Source organism: Pedobacter cryoconitis, from assembly GCF_003259615.1.
In the GTDB taxonomy this organism is placed as follows: domain Bacteria; phylum Bacteroidota; class Bacteroidia; order Sphingobacteriales; family Sphingobacteriaceae; genus Pedobacter; species Pedobacter cryoconitis.
The window spans coordinates 36,245-54,748 of record NZ_QLLR01000009.1 but is presented as its reverse complement, the minus strand read 5'-3'; the positions used below and the strand labels follow the sequence as shown (position 1 = coordinate 54,748).

Genomic DNA, 18,504 nt, shown 5'->3' with positions numbered 1-18,504 from the left:
ATCAAAATGGAAACTAACAATATGATACCTGCAGATTTGCAAAAACTATTTGATCAGAAGGAAACGGCTTATAAAAACTTCCAGTCATTTTCAGCATCTTCTAAAAGAATCATCCTGGAATGGATACTCAATGCAAAAAAAACAGAAACAAGAGAAAAAAGAATAGTACATACCGTTGAGCTTGCAGAAAGAAATATAAAAGCTAATCATTAATTTCAGATAAACACCTGATTTTAAACATGGCCGGATATTTGATCCCTCGAGGAGTGAGTGGTTTTTTTTATCGAGCTATCCACTATCTATCTTATGTTTAAATGTTTCGTTTTCCTAGCTCTGCTTAGTATTTCCTTAGTCAGCTCTACCCATGTATTTGCACAAACCCATGAAATTAACAGGCTTGAATCAAGTCTTCCGTTAATTAAGGATAGTGTAAAATATGTAGACGCACTGAACCGGATAGCTATGCTGTCTCATATGAATTATCGTGATTCCTGTAAGTTTTATGCGCAAAAGGCTAAGGAGATAGCCGTACGGCTCGGTTATAATAAAGGTATAGCAGATGCTTCGAACTGTGAGGCCATATCCAATGTTTCAGTCAATAACTACCTGTCTGCAAAATATTTCAATGAGGCGCTCCGGATCTATAAATCGATCAATGATCAGGAAAATGTTTGCGAGGTACTCATGAATATTGGTTTGCTGATGGCTGTGGACAAAGATGAGAAAGCGGCGCTGCGTTATATTTATATGGCTTATGATAAAAGTAAGGCGCTAAAACACGATTCTATCCGCTCGCTGATTATCAGCAATATCATATCTGTAGACCAGAATCTTAGTCAGAAAAAACTGGCGCAGTTCTTTAAGGAAGGATTGACAATTGCACAAAAATATAAAGATGAAAGATTACTCTTGTTTTATGAAGGAGAGCGCGGGTTACAGCTTTATAATGCCGGAGAAAAACAAAAAGGAATTGCTATACAGACCAAAATACTGCATAAAGCAGATAGTTTAGGACTTCAAAACACAAAAGTAGACGCTTATATTGGCCTGGGTGATACTTTCCTGGACTCTGAAAATACAGGGATCGGTCTTGACTATTATAAAAAAGGACTGGACACTTCCAGAAAATACGGTTATCCAGATCTTTATCTGATGTGTGCAGAGCGATTGTATGACTTTTACAAATCACATAACCAGATGGACAGCGCCTATTTTTATATGTCGCTTTTATTGGCCAAGCGCGATATTATCAGTAAGGTGACCAACAAGTCCGGCTATAATTATATGAACTTTGCATTGAATGAAAATGAGAATAAACAGCTTAAGCTGAAGGAAAACTCAAATCTTAAAATAATCGCGCTGCTGGGTTGTTTGTTTGCTTTAAGCATAACCATGTTATTTTTAATTTATCGCTCGCTGAGGATTAAAAGGCAATATGGAAAAGTGCAGCACGAGTTACACGAAATTGCCTTAAAACAAAACACGGAATTACAGCAGACCAACCATTTTAACACGATGCTGATCTCTGTGATTGCACATGATATAAGGCAGCCTTTCAGTACGATCGTGATGCTTTCGAGTGTTTTTAATACTGATGTTGATTTGTTGACTGAAGAAGAAAAGCTGGAGCTCATGGCTGAGCTGAGTGAAACCTCACAAAAAAGTCTTTCCTTTATGGACGGATTACTGGAATGGATTAAATCTCAGAAAAGCGGCTTTAAATACCAGCCTGAGCAGCTTCTTTTGAAGGAGCTTATTCCCGAAGCAAATTCCTTCTTTAAAATAGCACAGGCCAAGAAAAACATCAAACTGGTTGTAGATATACCACCGCAAACTGAAGTGCTTGCACATCGGCATATGTTACTTTTTATCATTCGGAATGTGCTGAACAATGCGACTAAATATTCACCAGAAGCAGGAGTTATTCAAATCTCTTCCTATTTGAAAGAGCAGCATATTGTGATTGCCATCAAAGATCAGGGAGCAGGAATGAGCCAGGATAAAGTAGACCATCTTTTTAAATCAAATGCAAGTGACTGGGAAAATACAAACGACCAGGGTGCAGGCCTTGCTTTAAGCATTTCTTACGAAATGGCGCTGATGATGGGCGTAAAAATATGGGCAACGAGTAAAATAGGGGATGGAACTACTTTTTATCTGTCGGGATTACCAAAAGATTTAGGTTAAACTTAAATAACGTTATTAAATGCTTATATTAGGGATTATAGGGCGTTTTTCATCTTATTTACCATACATCCATTGGCAGAACCTACTCAAAAACAGGAGAATAAACTATTCCGGATCATTAAACTTTCTATACACAAAAGGTTTAATCTTCATTTGGATAAAGCAGACGAAGATGATGTTGTGCTCTCCATTAAAAAGAATTCAGATTTTGTAGGTGCAAATCTGTGGACACTTATTTTTGCTATTTTTATTGCTTCTATTGGTTTGAATGTCAACTCAACGGCAGTCATTATTGGTGCGATGCTAATTTCCCCGTTAATGGGCCCTATTATGGGGATAGGGCTGGGTATTGGGACCAATGATTTTGAACTGGTAAAAAAGGGCGTAAGGAACCTTTTAATAGCTACTTTAATTAGTATCGTCACTTCTGCCGTCTATTTTTATATTACCCCATTGCATGATGCGCAAAGTGAATTACTAGCCCGGACAACTCCTTCCATATGGGATGTATTTATAGCCTTTTTTGGCGGCCTGGCAGGTATAGTTGCCGGAACCAGAAAAGAAAAAAGTAATGTTATTCCAGGTGTAGCCATTGCAACAGCACTAATGCCTCCATTGTGTACGGCAGGTTTTGGTCTTGCGACAGGTAATCTATACTTTTTTATGGGCGCAATTTATCTGTTCTTTATCAATAGCGTGTTCATTTGTATCAGCACATTCCTTATTGTTCGTTTTTTGAAGTTTAAGAAGAAGTATTTCGAAGACAAAAACTATGAAAAGAAGGTTTCCCGTTATATTTTGATAACTGTCATTGTAGCGGTTGTTCCAAGTATCTACCTCGCTTACGGCATAGTCGATAAAAGTATTTTTGAGAACAACGCTCAGAAATTCGTCAATGAACAATTTCAGTTTAAGAATACCCAGGTAGTGAATAAGAATTTCAAATACAGTACCAAAGGGAATGAGATTGAGTTATTGCTTATTGGTTATGAATTGCCTCAAAAAGCCATTGACTCTATTGGTAATCTGCTGGTTAAGTATAAACTGAAAAACACTAAACTTCAGATCCGGCAAGGTCTGAATGCTAAACAGGAAATTGATTTTTCTCAAATCAAAGCCAGTATCCTGGAAGATGTTTTTAAAAAGGATTCTGTTACTCAAAATAGCAGTATCTCTTTGCTGGATAAACCTTTACCTGTTATAGATCAGGAATTAAAGGCACTTTATCCGGATATGAAAAGTTACGCATTATCAAATGTTGTGCTGCACAAACTGGATGTGGCAGCTAATGATACTTTAACTATCATAGTGGCCAGCTTTACCAAAAAGACAAGCGCTGCAGAACAAATCAAATTAAGGAAATGGTTAAAGAGCAGGCTGCAGGTCGATTCTGTTCAGGTTATCATTAGATAAATCCTTCAAATCTTATCAAAGCGAATACATTATATAAAGGTGGGAATATCAAATAAGAATTAATGATCAGGAAGAGTTTATTAGCAGGGGCGGCAATGATATTGTTTACGAGTGGAACCAGTGCTCAGGAAGCCAAAATAAAAATTGATGAACAAGGCAACCGTATTTGTACAAGCTGTGATACAATAGTCTTAAAAGCGGGTAAACCGACAATTCTATTATATAATATCCGCAGATTTTATTCCCTGGCAGACGAAGTATACAGAGTGATGCAACTTAAAGAGGCTGATTTAAACGCTGACGAGAATCTGCGTTATCAAATGACTAGTTCACCATATGCAAAACGAGAATGGGATGAACTTAAAAAGCATTATCCTGAAAATCAGTTCAATTATAGCTATGTATACCGTCCGGCTTATATCAAAAAACAAGACAATACTATTGAATCCGTAAATCTATTAAATTTAAACGAGCAGCACGAGGGGCTTATATATTGGAGTGGTAAGTCAAAAGACAAGCTTCTGACTAGTCATAACATGCACAAGTTCACTGAAATAATTGCTGCGCAGCGTAAAGAAAAATTCCGTTCAGCTTATGTTGTGAAATATGAACAGGATTCTGCTCAGGTAGCGCGCTACAAAACAATTTTTAAACCTACAAAGGCAACGGCTGTACAGGCTACAAATCTATCCTTTGAATTAGCTTATACAGATCGTTTTCTGCCCATGCAATTTTTCGATTTTAAGGGAGTTAAAAAAGTAAATATCAGCATTCCCCATAGCAACTTCAAGGATGAAGAGATTGAGTTTAATGCGCAGGGACAATGGACAAATTATCGGACAACGCGTAATAACGTCTCTTTAAGTTACAAGGATGGTGCGCCATTCAAAATGGTGAGTACTGCAATACAGCCGCAATTGGAATTTCATTATTCAGGGGATACGGTTTTAGTCCTCAATGACCAAAGAATTGATCAATATCTGCTGGCGGGTGAAATACTTTTCAAGACCAAAACCTATTTAATTGCTGAGGTTAATCCTATCAGCAAAGATTTGATCATTTATAATAAAAGTATAGTTAATGAAACCAATAAAGGAGTTAGACTCGTTGCTCAGCTTAAGGAGCTTCATGAAGATGTACTTGGGTTTTTATCAACTACAGCAAATCCTGAAGGGGCAGAGCCTGTGCTTGCTTATGCCAGCAAAACGAAATGGGAGTTACCAGTAAATATAGAAAGTGAATTCTTTAACGAAAGTACTGGAAGAAATGATACTTTGATAGAAACTTACGCATTGAATGCAGTAGGGCTTCTGGTTTCAGAAAAGACGGTTGGGCCAAACAGACAACGGGTAATTTTTAAACTGGAAAATGGTCTGCCATCGAGGTGTGTAACCGTCGGGCAAAAACTCTCTGAAGATGGCAAACAAACGGTATTGGAGACTGTTCCAGGAAAAGAAATGATGAAGTTTAATTATGAATATTATCAAAAATAGGCTGAGCGCCTATTTTTGATTCTTTAATACCATATCAATAGTAATTGCTGCGGATAATATTGCCACCTTATGTTTGCTTTCCGTATAATTGGGATCAATGTGTACGTTGTATTTATCGGCTTTCGTAAAGATTTCCCGCATTGCACCAGCCCATTTTTTGCTGATCGTACCGATTTCAGTTTCATTACTATCTTTAATCTGGAATGCCCAGGCTTTCCAATCTCCTTTAATTTCAGCAATTAGCTGACCTGCATTATCTAAAATCCTGAAAGTTGGTTTAAATAATTTAAACTTCTGCTGAATAGAAGCGAGCTCATTTCCATCAGGATCACTCACTATTATTTTTGACATGAAAAAAGTCCAGCCTCTGGATATTGTAGCTTGTACTTCATCATCATTGTTTACAATTTCCAGCTTAAAAGGTAAAGCCGGTTTACCGATTAAAAGTGTCAGCACTTTTTGTCCAAAAGATAAAGTTTGTCTGACTGCACCAATGTTTTCACCAGTTTCATTGAAGATATTATAAACGTTCGCGAACTTGAAAAAATGTACTTTTTCATCAATAAAATAATCGTGACCGTTAAAGAAATTAGTTTTACTCATAAATCTGCATTAATAATAAGCGGCTAATTTCTATCAAATAATTGGAAGTTTATAACTGATGACAATAATTATCACACAATTTGTAACAAAATCAATAATTATTTATCTTAATTACAAATATAAAACATACAGTATGAACTTTTTAGGCAATATAATATGGATCGTTTTTGGCGGAATATTTATCTTCTTTGAATATATGATAGGAGGGCTGCTTCTTTGCCTTACTATTATAGGCATCCCATTCGGACTTCAATGTTTTAAATTTGCGATTGTCGGATTGGCACCATTCGGTGTTAAGATCACAGTTACCTCTTCCAATACAGGCTGCCTGTCCACCGTGATGAATATATTATGGTTCTTTTGCGGCGGTATATGGATTGCACTTACCCATTTATTCTTCGGAATACTTTTGTGTATTACCGTTGTAGGTATTCCTTTCGGAAGACAACATTTTAAATTAATGAACCTGGCATTTTCACCTTTCGGAAAGTCGATCAGTTAATAGCTTCAGAATAATATTAATCCCGATAAAAGATAGGATCAAAGATAAGCAGGAGCGCAGCAGAAATCAGTAAAATTATTCTGCCTGATTGCAAAGGAGTTAGGTTTCTTTGTTAAGAAAACTATAATTCATATTTGCGATTTCTGATTTTTTCTCCTATCCTTGCGACCCTTAACAGGAACGCATCCATAGCTCAGCTGGATAGAGCAACGGTTTTCTAAACCGTAGGTCATAGGTTCGAATCCTATTGGGTGTACAAGAAGGGACAACGTAATTTATTATGTTGTCCCTTTTTTCATTCTAAAATAAAAAATGATTACCCTTTAAAACTTAATCAAGACCAAAAACCAATAGCATAAAGCTTTTTAGCATACAAAAGATCACTTGACTTCAATGCTTTACGTAAGGTAGCGACCTTTGGAACCTGGCCGATCATATAGATAAATTCATAACTATCTAGTCTTTTTGACCAGCACCACTCTAATATCTCATCCTGAAAATCTCCATCCTCACAACTCAAAAAATCAATATTCGCGGGAAGAGAACTCGCTGGCAATTTATACTTATGATGCAGGAAAACAACAGCATCTGAGGAATTTGAGGCTGAAGACAACTGTCTTAATGCCAGGTAATGGCCAAGACCGCTACCATCTGTGAGGCAAAGAAATCTGCCTGACCCACTTGGCTTTTTGCCAACATTGGCGACACCAAATGAAAAAATATCACCAACCTCTAAATTTCTTGTCCACCTGCTTCCAGGACCATCGTGCCCCACTTCGATATATAAAGTACAAGTCCGCTCAGCAGCATTCCAGTTAGCGGGGGTGTAGTCCCGATAAATATATTCAGCTACCTGGCATTTCATGTGCTGAACCTGATCCCACCGGCTAACATCCACATCAGGAATATGTATATCAACCTCATACATCTTCCCAGGCTCCCAAATTTTTATACTTATAACTTTTGCTTGTTTGGCCATTGTCCTTTTATACAGGTCAAAGGCTACCTTCTTTAATATGTTCATCTTCGTAATTCATCAAAATACTTTGTATGCTTATTTAGCAAAGGAACACTAAGTAGATCCGTTCTAAATAACCATACAAAAGTAATTGAGCTTACCCTATAATTTGTTGAACAAGTAAAGGTTTACTATGGACTATTCGCGGTAAATTGATTATAGTCTAATAATAACTGCTGTTTAAATTGATATTTTTCTTTTCTGCAGCTTCAATAGGAGCAAAGTCAGAAAGGATAAGGGGAGCACCCTTTTTAACACAGATATTATGTTCAAAATGAACTGCCGGAGATCTGTCAGCAGAAATTACTGTCCAGCCATCATCGAGCATATTTATTCTGTTTGTACCCATCGTGATCATCGGTTCAATTGCCAGTACCATGTTTTCAGTCAGTTTTTTACCTTTACCTCTAAAACCATAATTTGGTATTTGAGGGTCTTCGTGCATTTCCCGGCCCACACCATGGCCCACAAAATCGCGGATTACCCCATAACCATGCTGACCATAGGTGTAATTTTCGATAGCATAACCTATATCACCCGTACGGTTGCCCGTCACTGCCTGGCTAATACCTACATAGAGTGATTCCTTCGTAATTCTTACTAAATCTAAAATTTCTTTTGTAGTCTCACCTACAATAAATGTATAAGCGTGATCGCCATGAAATCCATTTTTATAGACAACAGTATCAATAGATACAATATCTCCATCTTTTAAGATCCTGTTTCCGGGAAAACCATGCACAACTTCTTCATTAATTGAAATGCACAAGGAATATGGAAATCCATGATAACCTTTACATGAAGGAATCGCACCATTATCTCTGATAAATGTTTCAGCCATCTGATCAAGCGAAATTGTAGTAATTCCTGGTTTTAGCAATTTAGCCACTTCAGTAATTGTTGCACTTACCAAAAGACAGCTTTCCTGTTGTACAGCTACTTCCTCGTCCGATTTATATATTCCCATTAATATTTTTTCTACAAAAATAAGAAATCCCATTTGCAAACCGAAAACCAGTACAGGTTTCTTTGTAGCGGATGTGTCAAAACAGAATATTTTTTAAGCACTGCACAATATTCAGCGCAGTTTGACGCTTTAGTATATGAGAGCGTTAATTTAGATAAGCGGAAATGGTCATTGATCATTTCCGCTTTCTTTTTATACTATGTAATTAATCGACGGTTATAACCATTCGCCCCAGCCCATTCGTGTAATCCATTCCCGGTTATATGGTGTTTTTTTATCAGCATATTCTTGTTCCAGGTTATCAGTAACCCGATTGACAGTATTGTGAAATGGTCTGGAACAAGGACATTTAAAACAAAACACCTGTGACTTTTATCACTAAATACTTCAGGTTAAGGAGCATTTTAAATAGATTTGTTTGATAACCAATTATCTATGTTTGAAGCTTTCGAAAGATATTTACAAGAAAAAGCAGAACTGACTGCTAATGAAATTAACGCTGTGCGTGCTGTTAGTATAGAAAAAAAGATAAGGAAAAGACAATATCTCCTTCAGGAGGGTGATGTTTGCCATTACAACTGTTTTATTGTAAAAGGCTGCCTGCGTCTTTACAGGGTTAGCGAAGACGGGGTGGAACACATACTTCGTTTTGGTGTTGAAAATTGGTGGGTTAGTGACCATGAAAGCTATAATACCGGCAATCCATCAAAAGGGAACATAGATGCACTGGAAAATTGTGAAGTTATCCTGATAGACAAACCAGCCTTCATTAATTTAATGCTGACTATACCTGTATTCAAGAACTTTATAGACGGACTTAAAGCAAGGAGTTTTGATGCCAGCCAAAACAGGATAATGGGTAATATTAGTTTTAGTGCTGAAGAAAAGTATCAGAATTTTATGACCTCTTTTCCGGATATTTTTAATCGTGTTCCCTTACATATGATCGCTTCCTATCTTGGTGTATCAAGAGAAACCTTAAGCCGGATCAGGAATCAGTTCGTTCATAAATAAAATATTTTTTAAGCACTGCACAATATTCAGCGAAGTTTGACGCTTTAGTATATGAGAGCGTTAATTTAGATAAGCGGAAATGGTCATTGATCATTTCCGCTTTCTTTTTATACTATGCTGAAACTGTACCCATCGGCAAGCTAAACCAAAAGGTACTGCCTTTGCCAAATTCACTTTCTACACCGATTTTTCCCTGATGTCTTTCTATAATTTCGGCACATAAATAGAGTCCGATACCAAATCCTGAAATAATATCATCATTCACGACCCTATAGAAACGATTGAACAATTTATCCTTATCCTGAGGTTTGATTCCTCTTCCCTGATCCTTAACTTCAACTAATAACTCTCCGTCAGTAATTTTACTGCTCACCAGAACCAAACTTCCGTCAGGTGAATATTTTACAGCATTGCTAATGAAATTGTGGATGACCTGACCTACTTTATCACGGTCGGCATTTAAAATGGCCGATTGAGTCTCTGAGAAAATCACCTGATGGCTGAATATAGTAGAATGCGCTTCTTCATCTGCCTCTTTAAAAAGCGAACTGATCTCAAAATTCCTTTTTTCAATATGAATTTTACCAGAATCTAAACGGGAAACATTTAAAAAACCATTGATCATCGTAATCATCTTTTTCACCTGGCTATTTGCTTTATCGTGCATTAATATAGCTGTGTTTTCCTGCGCCTTTTTCGCCTTTTGTTCTAAAATCTGCAAATATCCTTTGAGCGAAGTTAACGGTGTCTTAAGTTCATGGCTCACCATGGAGATAAAATCATTTTTACGCTGCTCGTCTTGCTTTTGCTCCGTAATATCGATGATCGCCCCGGAAAAATAGAGCTCTCCATCTGCGGTATATTGATTGAGTTTTCCAACTGCTCTTACCCAGCGTAATTTTTGATCATGGAAGCCTGTTAACGAATGTTCTATAAAATAATCCTCTCCGTTAGCAAATGCAGCCTCTACAGCAGCTTCTACACGTTCCCTGTGTTCTTCAGAAATCTGTACAACTGCAGCATCATAAGGCATTTCTTCCTCAGGATAATATCCGAAAATCTCCTTTAAGCGGGGAGAGGCTACCATAACACGGGTAGCCTGGTTGATAACGAAAGTTCCGATTTTAGCTGCTTCTACAGAAAAACGAAGCATATCCTCTGCTTTTTGTACTTCTTTCTTTGAATATACCTGCTGAGTCACATCTGTCGCCACAATCAAAATCCCGGTAATGATTTCGTTTTCATCTTTAATCGCCTGGTAAGATATATTAAAATAGCCTTCAACAAGATGTCCATTCCGATCTACAATTGCCTTGGTTTCATTAAAAACCTGCGTTATTCCCGTGGTATATACCTCATCCAGCAACCTTAGGAAAGGTTGTCCCTCTAACTCAGGCATAGCATCAGCAAAACGCTTTTGAACTATATCTGCCGATTTGCTAATGATCCCAAGCATCATATCATTTACAGACTCAATAACCATGGACCTGCCGTTACAAACCATAATCCCTGCTGTTGCCTGCTGTAAGATTCCGCGGAACCTGGACTCGCTTCGATTCAGATTTGCATTCACTTCTATCAAATAATCCTGAGAACTAATCAAATCTTCATTTGAAGCTGTTAATTCCTCGTTGATTACCGCCAGTTCCTCATTCATTTCTGTTTCCCGCAGCCGGCTTGCTATCTTTTCACTCACGTCAGTGCCCACAACAATAACACCTGTTACCTGACCAGATTTATCTTTGAGCGCTTTATAAGTAACATCAAAATATCTTTCTGTAACTACTCCCTGGCTGATTACGGGGGCTTTAACACCCAGTCCAATATGATCTTCTCCTGATTCTAAAACGTGCCTGATCACTTTCAGATAGGGATGAGCAATCAGTTCTGGTCTTGCTATTAACAAAGGTTTCCCAATAATCTCAGCAGTTCTGCCCAACATATCAAGCATGAAAGCATTAGCCTGTTCAATGATCAATTCAGGCCCGTTATAAATAGAGATCGCTACCGGAGCCTGTGCAATGAGTTCACGAAAGCGGTCCTCACTCTTGGTCAGACTCTCGTTCAGCAGCTGCAGATATTCTCTGGACTCATTCAGCTCTTCATTGATCACAGTAAGTTCTTCATTGATACTTTGCATTTCCTCCCGATGCTGCAGCAATTCATCATTCACTTGCTGGTGTTTACCAATTTCTTCTAAAGCAGCTAACCTCAATTCTAACTGATCCATGACAGAAACAGCCATTCCCTTTAAAATTGTTTCTTCCTGTTTGGAAAATTTACGGGGATGCTGATCAATTATACATAATGTTCCAATCAAAAAGCCATCATGCGTAATCAATGGAACACCTGCATAAAACCTTAAGCCAAACTCTCCTGCAACATTGGGATTTGCAATCAGGCAAGGTTCCTTTAAAGCATCCTCAAAAATAGTTGGTTCCGGTGTTAAAACGGCCAGTGCACAAAGACTTTTTCCCCGGTTCGCTTCTTTAGCCTTTCCCATACCTACATTCGCTTTGAAGAAAACACGTTCAGCATCTACAAGAGATACCAGGGAAATAGGAACGTTGAATATCTGTGTACATAAACGGGCAATGTTATCAAAGGAAGCCTCTGAAGGGCTATCCAGAATCCTGTATCGTTTAAGTGCAAGGAGCCTTTCGGAATCATTATCCGGAATGATATTCATTCCGAAGGTGTTTTCAATCATTTGATCCTTTTAAAGAGGTTAAGAAAGTTTGCAAATATAAATTATTTGCACAATAATAATTAACTATTGGAATAGATACCCGAATCAAATCCGGCTTTGAACAGTTTGAAATCCTTCTTCATTTTTTGTGCATAATTGAAAGCATAGTTAATCAGTTCTTCCTGCCACTTTGAACTATTACCGAATTCAATAAGCTCATCTGCAATAGCCGAACCCTTGCGCCCTGAGCTTCTGATATGAGACGATGCAGTTAAGGCGGCCATATCATCAATAACCTGGAAGATGTCTCTATACTGATCCTGAATCAACCTGAATTTAATCTTGTCTTCTGAAGGCTGCATTTCTTTGACTACAAATGAATCTCCCTTAAATACAGTATGACTCAACAATGAACAGGGCATATGCTGGGAAAGTTCCTGTGCAAAAACCACACGCTCGGCTTCAGTTTCCCAATCAGGCTGTGCAATCTTAACATAGGGGGTAAGCGCACTCGGTTGTGACTGCTTCATATCTACGATCAGGTATTTTCCTCTCTTCAATACGTTTTCCAACAGGAACATATAACGTTTAGTACCCACGCTGCCAGTACCTGCAAGGCGGAAAACCACGTCGCGGACTTTGTAATTATAAGGACTTCTGCTGTGGTTATTAATCCAGTCTGTCAAGTGTTCCACTAAATCCTTTCTCAGGTCTTTATCCAGTTCAAAATGTCTTTCATCTTGCAGGGAAAGTACTAGTTTTCGTTTCCTGACTTCAGTACGCTTATCCAGTAAACGGCTTTGCTTACGTTTAGAGACTGCCATCAGAAAGGTGCAGATAATACCTTTGGCAATTCTAGGTTCTATTGCAAGTGCTTTTCCCCTGGCTAAAACAGCAGAATAATTTTTCAGAAAGACGTTTGCCATATTCATCGCTTTAAGATCTTCCAGTTCCAGGAAATCAAAACAAAGGAAAATACTGGTGAGCATCCTGACCAATTCAAACGCTACTGGTGCAAGCAATGCTTCATCAAAATCATTCAGATCAAAATAGACCTGCCCGTCGTCAGATTTATAGCTACCAAAGTTCTCTACATGAAGATCGCCGCATATCCAGCTTAAAGGGGATTTTGGCATTGCTTTCCAAAGTGATAGGTCCTGATAAAAAATTTCACAGGTTCCTCTGAAAAAACGAAAGGCACTTTCAGTCATTGCCTGGTATTTGAGTTGTACCATATCAGCAAGCATGCCTTTATTAGAGGCTATGATTCGTTCTGATAAACTCATGCCAGGTCAATAGTGTTATTAAATTTCATATTAAGCGAATTAGATTGGCGCTATAACCCATAACAATACAAATGGTTTTAATTTCGGAGCTGTTTTCTACTATTTTATTCTTAACTGTTATAATTACGTAACCTTATTTCTGTTACCTTCGTTTTTTTTATTAGTCCATGTCAATTTCAAAAGCTTCAATAACTGATCTATCAGCATTATTAACCTTAGTCAATACTACTTATCGCGGAGAATCCTCTATCAAAGGGTGGACATCTGAAATTCATTTATTAGCAGGCGAAATCCGTATCGACGAGAAAATACTAACACACTATCTTACAAATCCAGCCATCTCTGTATTAAAGTATACAAATCCGGCCAATCAGATTACTGGTTGCGTGTACTTAGAACGAAAGGAAGAAAATCTTTATTTAGGGATGCTGGCCGTTAATCCCGAATCTCAGGATGGTGGTATCGGAAGATTGTTATTGCAAGGTGCTGAAGAACACGCCAGGCAACTCAACTGTGATAAAATCAACATAACAGTAATTGAAGATAGAACGGAACTTATAGCGTGGTACCAAAGGAGGGGATATGTTGCTACTGGCGGAAAATTCCCTTTTCCTTTGGAATATCATAAATATGGTAAGCCATTAAAAGAAATTACTTTGATTGAAATGGAAAAGGCTATCATTAATCCGAAAAGGTCAGATTAATAAGTAGTTTGGTCTTATTCGGATACTCTAAAGTCTTATCCGGCCATTCATCAATTTGTGCAGGCTGTAAATTTGTGCCAATAACTTCAAACTATCAGAAGTTAGATTATTAAACTAATTAAAACACACAAAGATGAAAACCAAATTTTTAGTAGCATTATTAGCCGTAGCGACAACGTTTGCAGCCTGTAAAAAAGACAACAATGATTCACAGAAGCCAGAAGACACTAAACTTCCACAAGGAACTTACAGACTTATAGAATCTGTTCAATATGATAAAGCAGGAAAAGATTCAGCATCTGTCAAATTCCCAATGAGCACTCTTAACCTTTCATTTGATCAGGACAAGAAAACTGCCAGTGTTTCAGGTGAGCCAGAATTAATTAAAATTACTGGTAGCTATAATGTTAAAATAAACAGCACATTAGCTGATGCCGATATTAGAACAACTAAAGTTGCCGGAACAGAAAATGATAAGATTGTAGTTGGTCTTTTAGAAAAAGGAGACACTTTTGAAGCTAAAGGTCAAACAGTTATTGTAAAAGCTAAAGACAAAGGTCATTTAGTATTCAGTACACAAAAATAAAACCAGAGCACACCACAATTCAATCAGAAAACTACTTGTGGCTTTACGGCTGCAGGTAGTTTTTGCTAAATACGAAATAGCAACTATTACCTTTTTACCAGGACCTCAACCGGAGAAACATCAAATAGCTTCTTATAAAGCTTGGTAAAATATCCCGGATTGCTATACCCCAGTTCATAAGCAACTTCATTCACATTCTTAAAATCGCCGCTTTGTAATAGCTTCTGGCTAAGCAGCAATTTCTCATTCGAGAAAAAATTACTAGGACTATCTTTCAAAATCTTCTTAAAAAGGATCTTATACTTTGTACCAGACATTCCCGCCATTTCGGCCATTGCCGGCAGGCCAGGGAATTCAACTAAAAGATTATCCAGCATATATTTTGATGTTTTCAGCACATTATCAATATCAGACTGTGATAATTTATTGATAATAGGTTCAAAACGAGCAGTTCGTTCCACCACATAATTTAATAGATATAAAGCAATATGTTTCAATTTAAGCTCAAAAGAAGTACCCGAAAAATGATGTTCTTCCTTCAGTTTATTCAGCATTACTTTACTTCTGCTATCAATATGACTATAAAAAAATAAAGTATTTTTTGCCTCGTCAAATAACATATCAGTTACCTCAGCAGTTCTGTTGGTTGCAGCAAGAGACTTATAATAGTTCTTATCAACTAATAGCCTTAAACTATAACTACGCTCACCAACAGGAGGCAGAATAATACCTTTAACATTACAATCCATGAATCCCATTCCTAATTTTGAATGATAACCTGCTTTATGCGCCGTATCACCCAGAATATGGGTAGTAATTTCATCCCCTATATCATAATAAATCATATAATAATTATGAGCTTTAGGCACTCTTGTGATTGCAACAGGCACATGAAATGTCATATCTAAAAGGTGTACAGACAGGCCGGGGGTAACTTCTAAAAAGACAGAACCACCTGAAGCAATATCCTCTGGAATAACTAACAGTTTATTATCAATTAATTCGGCTCCCAGATTTTTGACAATTTGCTGCTGCCACTCCGGACTAAGTGTGTAATAATAATAGAGAACCCTAAGGTTATTTGCAGTCATTTTATAAAAGGGTTAGGTATTCCTTTGGTGTAGTACCGTAAGCATTTCTAAACTGTTCAATCAGATGTGAAGCATCCGTAAAGCCGAATAAATCAGAAATTTCTCCGATCGTATACTGGCCAGTTTCCAGCTCTTCTTTGGCGTAAGCAAGTTTGCAATTTAAAAAGAAAGCATTAGGAGTGGCCCCGGTAATTTTTTTAAACAGCCTTTTATACTTGGTTTCAGACATCATCGCATCTGCAGCAAGAGTAGGTATTCCTATAAATCCCTCTCTGATATGTGTTATCAGATAAGCTTGAGATCCAATAATATTGACTACGTCTGGCTGAACAACTTTCTCCAGAATTATTTCCTGATTGATAGTCTGATCCAGATAGTCACTCAGCAAACCATATACTGTTCCGGTAACCATGACCTCATATAAAGGACCCGCAGCAGTAGTTTTTCTTAACTCATCCATCAGCCACCAGGCCTGACTGCTCATCCGGTCAAACTTCACGATTGTATTTTGTACCGGATCAAAAACACTATCTATAATTTGTTCGTAATTTGCATTTTTTGAGAAGTAATCTTTTAACGCGGTCTTTTTGATGAAAATAGCCACCATAAACTTGGTACTGCCCGCCTTAACCAGGTAATCCCCGCGCAAATCCGCATCAAAAATAGAAAGATTATAACCCCAGCGGCCAATTAGCCTGGATACATCATCCAGAATATGTACAGCATCCCCCTCGGTCAGGTTAAAATAAATACCTACAAAATCGTCACGGGTATTTCTTAACCGATAAACTACATCCTCATTATAGGTAACATCTACAACAAATGCAGTGATATTGTCGTTAATAGGAAGAACGAACCTGTTGCCTGGTCTTTTCTCTCCAGGCACTATAATATATTTCCCCTCCACGTAACCTCCCAATTCAGCTGCCATATCTGTAACCCAATCCAGTTCAACACCATACCGATGAATAACTTCTCTCATAAATTACATGCGTATTAAATTTTCGCGTATCTCAAATATAATGAAAAACATGATCCAATCAGGGTAATAAAATGTCCGAAAGGAGTAATATGTTATTAAATATTTAAGCGTCTTTCGCACCATGATAAAACCGATAAAGAACCTTAAATTATTACTATTGGCAATCCTCTGTCTTCTGGTAGTATGTGTTCTTGACTTTTTAATACCACCCGACGTTGTTATCGGTATTCTATATATTTCAGCAATCCTTCTAGTCAGGCAAGAAAGTACAAGGACGATTTTTTGTTTTTTAATTATCGCCTCGCTGATGAATATTTCAAACTTCATTTATTTTGCCAGAAATACCTCTTCATTATCATTAGCTCACCTCGTTAATTCGATGATTGTCTTGTTTGGGATGTGTGTGATTACGCTGCTTGTGATCAGGTATAAACAAATCAAAGATTACCATAAAGAAATCAACCTTCATCTTAAAGAATTGAAATGAAAAACACCGATCAGCTCTTCATCATAACCGGAGGTCCGGGATCTGGAAAAACGACCCTGATTAATGCAATAGCCAGTCATGGAATACAAACCACGCTGGAATCGGGACGTAAAATCATACAAGATCAGCTATCCAGTACGGGGGAGGCCTTACCGTGGTTAAATCCAATTGCTTTTGCCGAACTTATGTATAGCCGGGAAAACTGCGAATATCATAAAGCAATTGAAATCAACGAAACCGTTATTTTTGACCGCGGTATACCTGATGTTGTAGGATACCTGCGCTTGATGAATTTACCTGTTCCTGATTACATGGATAACGCCGCTAAAAAGCTACGCTACAACCACACCATTTTTATCGCACCACACTGGCAGGAGATATTTAAACAGGATGCAGAGCGCAAACAAAGCCAGGAAGAAGCGCTGGCAACTTTCAAAGTCATGTATAATACTTATTTATCTTACGGATATACACCCGTTCTTCTCCCTTTAGCCACAGTTCAAACCAGGGTAGAATTTGTGATCAAACACCTGAGTATCGAATTTTAGTCTTTCGGGACTATCAAAATGTCTGATTAGGATACCTGATATTGAATTTTACCCCGAGATTCATACCATGATAAAATCAGTAGAAAAATCTAAATATCTGCTCCTTGCGATATTTTTCCTTTTATTAGTTTGTGTCCTGGACTATTTTACTCCTCTGGACGTTGCAGTAGGTATTTTATATACTTCTATCATACTTGTTGCACTTAGAGAAAGCAGGAAAACTATTTTCCTGCTGGCAACGATTGCCACCTTGCTGATTATGATCAACTTCTTATATTTTAATGCGCTGGCAACAGTTTCTCACTGGGTGTTTCCTGTAAACCGTCTGATCTCAATTATTGGATTATGGGTAACCACTACCATAGCACTGAATTATAAGAGTGTACAGGAAAAACTATTAAAAGAACGAATAGAATATACAGAAACATTAGAAGAAGTATTGTTTGTGACTTCACATCGGGTCAGAAATCCGGTAGCTAATATCGTTAAGATTGTAGAGATGATGGGCAATGACCATATCTCAGTCAAAAACTTAAAAGAAATGATACCCTTTCTAGGTAAATCAGCAGAAGAGCTGGATACCGTAGTCAAGGATATGACAGGAGATTAGTTTTTCAAGGTTGATAATTAGAACTAATAGTTTAGTTAGTTAATTAGAGCGGGTGTCTGGATAGAACCCGCTTTATTCTCAAGAATTCATGGATGTTTTAAATAGTAAACAGGGTAGGTTCAGTTGAGCTTTTAGCGTTATTGATTAACCCGATCGGGGTATTTCATTTTCAGGAATACCCCGTTATTTACAATATCAATTAAGAGAGAGAATTAATTGATTAGCTATGTTAGTTTTTCATAGGACTAATGTTGAACGATAGGTTAGACAGGAACTTGGTAAATGCCTGTCTTTTTTATGTCCAGGTCATTGTTTCTAAAAGAA

General features: G+C 37.6%; 18 protein-coding genes and 1 tRNA gene. 12 read left to right on the top strand and 7 right to left on the bottom strand.

Annotated elements, in window-relative coordinates; translation table 11 throughout:
* The first annotated feature begins 6 nt into the window (after positions 1–6).
* The 4 genes from LY11_RS11345 to LY11_RS11330 all read left to right on the top strand — a co-directional run bounded on the left by LY11_RS11345 (position 7) and on the right by LY11_RS11330 (position 5,093).
* Positions 7–213 (top strand): YdeI/OmpD-associated family protein, encoded by a 207-nt coding sequence (locus LY11_RS11345; RefSeq protein ID WP_111633813.1) that lies wholly within the window; start codon positions 7–9, stop codon positions 211–213.
* 93 nt (positions 214–306) lie between these two features.
* Positions 307–2,187: a sensor histidine kinase gene (locus LY11_RS11340; RefSeq protein WP_111633812.1), complete on the top strand. Its 1,881-nt coding sequence runs from the start codon at positions 307–309 to the stop codon at positions 2,185–2,187.
* A 72-nt stretch (positions 2,188–2,259) separates the two neighbouring features.
* A complete protein-coding gene (locus LY11_RS11335; RefSeq protein ID WP_111633811.1) occupies positions 2,260–3,600 on the top strand; it encodes a TIGR00341 family protein in 1,341 nt (446 codons plus the stop codon).
* A gap of 62 nt (positions 3,601–3,662) precedes the next feature.
* Entirely contained in the window at positions 3,663–5,093 is a 1,431-nt protein-coding gene (locus LY11_RS11330) for a hypothetical protein (protein ID WP_111633810.1), read from the top strand.
* A 9-nt stretch (positions 5,094–5,102) separates the two neighbouring features.
* On the opposite strand, the gene LY11_RS11325 is transcribed toward LY11_RS11330, so the two are convergent.
* Entirely contained in the window at positions 5,103–5,696 is a 594-nt protein-coding gene (locus tag LY11_RS11325) for a phospholipid scramblase-related protein (RefSeq protein ID WP_111633809.1), read from the bottom strand.
* A gap of 133 nt (positions 5,697–5,829) precedes the next feature.
* On the opposite strand from LY11_RS11325, the gene LY11_RS11320 reads away from it, so the two are divergent.
* Positions 5,830–6,198 (top strand): YccF domain-containing protein, encoded by a 369-nt coding sequence (locus tag LY11_RS11320; protein WP_111633894.1) that lies wholly within the window; start codon positions 5,830–5,832, stop codon positions 6,196–6,198.
* A 182-nt stretch (positions 6,199–6,380) separates the two neighbouring features.
* A tRNA-Arg gene (locus tag LY11_RS11315) sits at positions 6,381–6,454 on the top strand.
* 78 nt (positions 6,455–6,532) lie between these two features.
* On the opposite strand, the gene LY11_RS11310 is transcribed toward LY11_RS11315, so the two are convergent.
* Positions 6,533–7,222: a ferredoxin reductase domain-containing protein gene (locus LY11_RS11310; RefSeq protein WP_111633808.1), complete on the bottom strand. Its 690-nt coding sequence runs from the start codon at positions 7,220–7,222 to the stop codon at positions 6,533–6,535.
* A 157-nt stretch (positions 7,223–7,379) separates the two neighbouring features.
* On the bottom strand, positions 7,380–8,183 hold the full coding sequence (gene map / locus LY11_RS11305) for a type I methionyl aminopeptidase (protein WP_111633893.1): 804 nt from the start codon (positions 8,181–8,183) through the stop codon (positions 7,380–7,382).
* Between the two features lie 435 nt (positions 8,184–8,618).
* Here map and LY11_RS11300 point away from each other — a divergent pair, with 435 nt between their 5' ends.
* Positions 8,619–9,197, top strand: a complete 579-nt coding sequence (locus LY11_RS11300; protein WP_111633807.1) for a Crp/Fnr family transcriptional regulator — start codon at positions 8,619–8,621, stop codon at positions 9,195–9,197.
* Positions 9,198–9,309: 112 nt separating this feature from the next.
* Here the strand turns inward: LY11_RS11300 and LY11_RS11295 are convergent, their stop codons facing one another.
* Together LY11_RS11295 and LY11_RS11290 are read right to left on the bottom strand one after the other, a co-directional pair.
* Positions 9,310–11,907 (bottom strand): ATP-binding protein, encoded by a 2,598-nt coding sequence (locus LY11_RS11295; RefSeq protein WP_111633806.1) that lies wholly within the window; start codon positions 11,905–11,907, stop codon positions 9,310–9,312.
* 59 nt (positions 11,908–11,966) lie between these two features.
* A complete protein-coding gene (locus tag LY11_RS11290; RefSeq protein ID WP_111633805.1) occupies positions 11,967–13,172 on the bottom strand; it encodes a DUF2252 domain-containing protein in 1,206 nt (401 codons plus the stop codon).
* A gap of 167 nt (positions 13,173–13,339) precedes the next feature.
* Between LY11_RS11290 and LY11_RS11285 the strand changes: the two genes are divergently transcribed.
* Both LY11_RS11285 and LY11_RS11280 read left to right on the top strand, forming a co-directional pair.
* The gene (locus LY11_RS11285) at positions 13,340–13,876 is read left to right on the top strand and encodes a GNAT family N-acetyltransferase (RefSeq protein WP_111633804.1); all 537 of its coding nucleotides are present in this window, start codon (positions 13,340–13,342) and stop codon (positions 13,874–13,876) included.
* A 133-nt stretch (positions 13,877–14,009) separates the two neighbouring features.
* Entirely contained in the window at positions 14,010–14,462 is a 453-nt protein-coding gene (locus LY11_RS11280; protein WP_111633803.1) for a hypothetical protein, read from the top strand.
* Between the two features lie 86 nt (positions 14,463–14,548).
* On the opposite strand, the gene LY11_RS11275 is transcribed toward LY11_RS11280, so the two are convergent.
* A complete protein-coding gene (locus LY11_RS11275) occupies positions 14,549–15,553 on the bottom strand; it encodes a helix-turn-helix domain-containing protein (protein ID WP_111633802.1) in 1,005 nt (334 codons plus the stop codon).
* A gap of 1 nt (position 15,554) precedes the next feature.
* The gene (locus tag LY11_RS11270; protein ID WP_111633801.1) at positions 15,555–16,535 is read right to left on the bottom strand and encodes a helix-turn-helix transcriptional regulator; all 981 of its coding nucleotides are present in this window, start codon (positions 16,533–16,535) and stop codon (positions 15,555–15,557) included.
* A 307-nt stretch (positions 16,536–16,842) separates the two neighbouring features.
* Between LY11_RS11270 and LY11_RS11265 the strand changes: the two genes are divergently transcribed.
* The 3 genes from LY11_RS11265 to LY11_RS11255 all read left to right on the top strand — a co-directional run bounded on the left by LY11_RS11265 (position 16,843) and on the right by LY11_RS11255 (position 18,180).
* Complete coding sequence (locus LY11_RS11265; RefSeq protein WP_111633800.1) at positions 16,843–17,022, top strand: hypothetical protein; 180 nt, start codon at positions 16,843–16,845, stop codon at positions 17,020–17,022.
* Positions 17,019–17,570 (top strand): AAA family ATPase, encoded by a 552-nt coding sequence (locus LY11_RS11260; protein ID WP_111633799.1) that lies wholly within the window; start codon positions 17,019–17,021, stop codon positions 17,568–17,570. The genes LY11_RS11265 and LY11_RS11260 overlap by 4 nt, the downstream gene beginning before the upstream one ends.
* A 67-nt stretch (positions 17,571–17,637) precedes the next feature.
* Entirely contained in the window at positions 17,638–18,180 is a 543-nt protein-coding gene (locus LY11_RS11255; RefSeq protein WP_111633798.1) for a hypothetical protein, read from the top strand.
* The last annotated feature ends 324 nt before the right edge of the window (positions 18,181–18,504 follow it).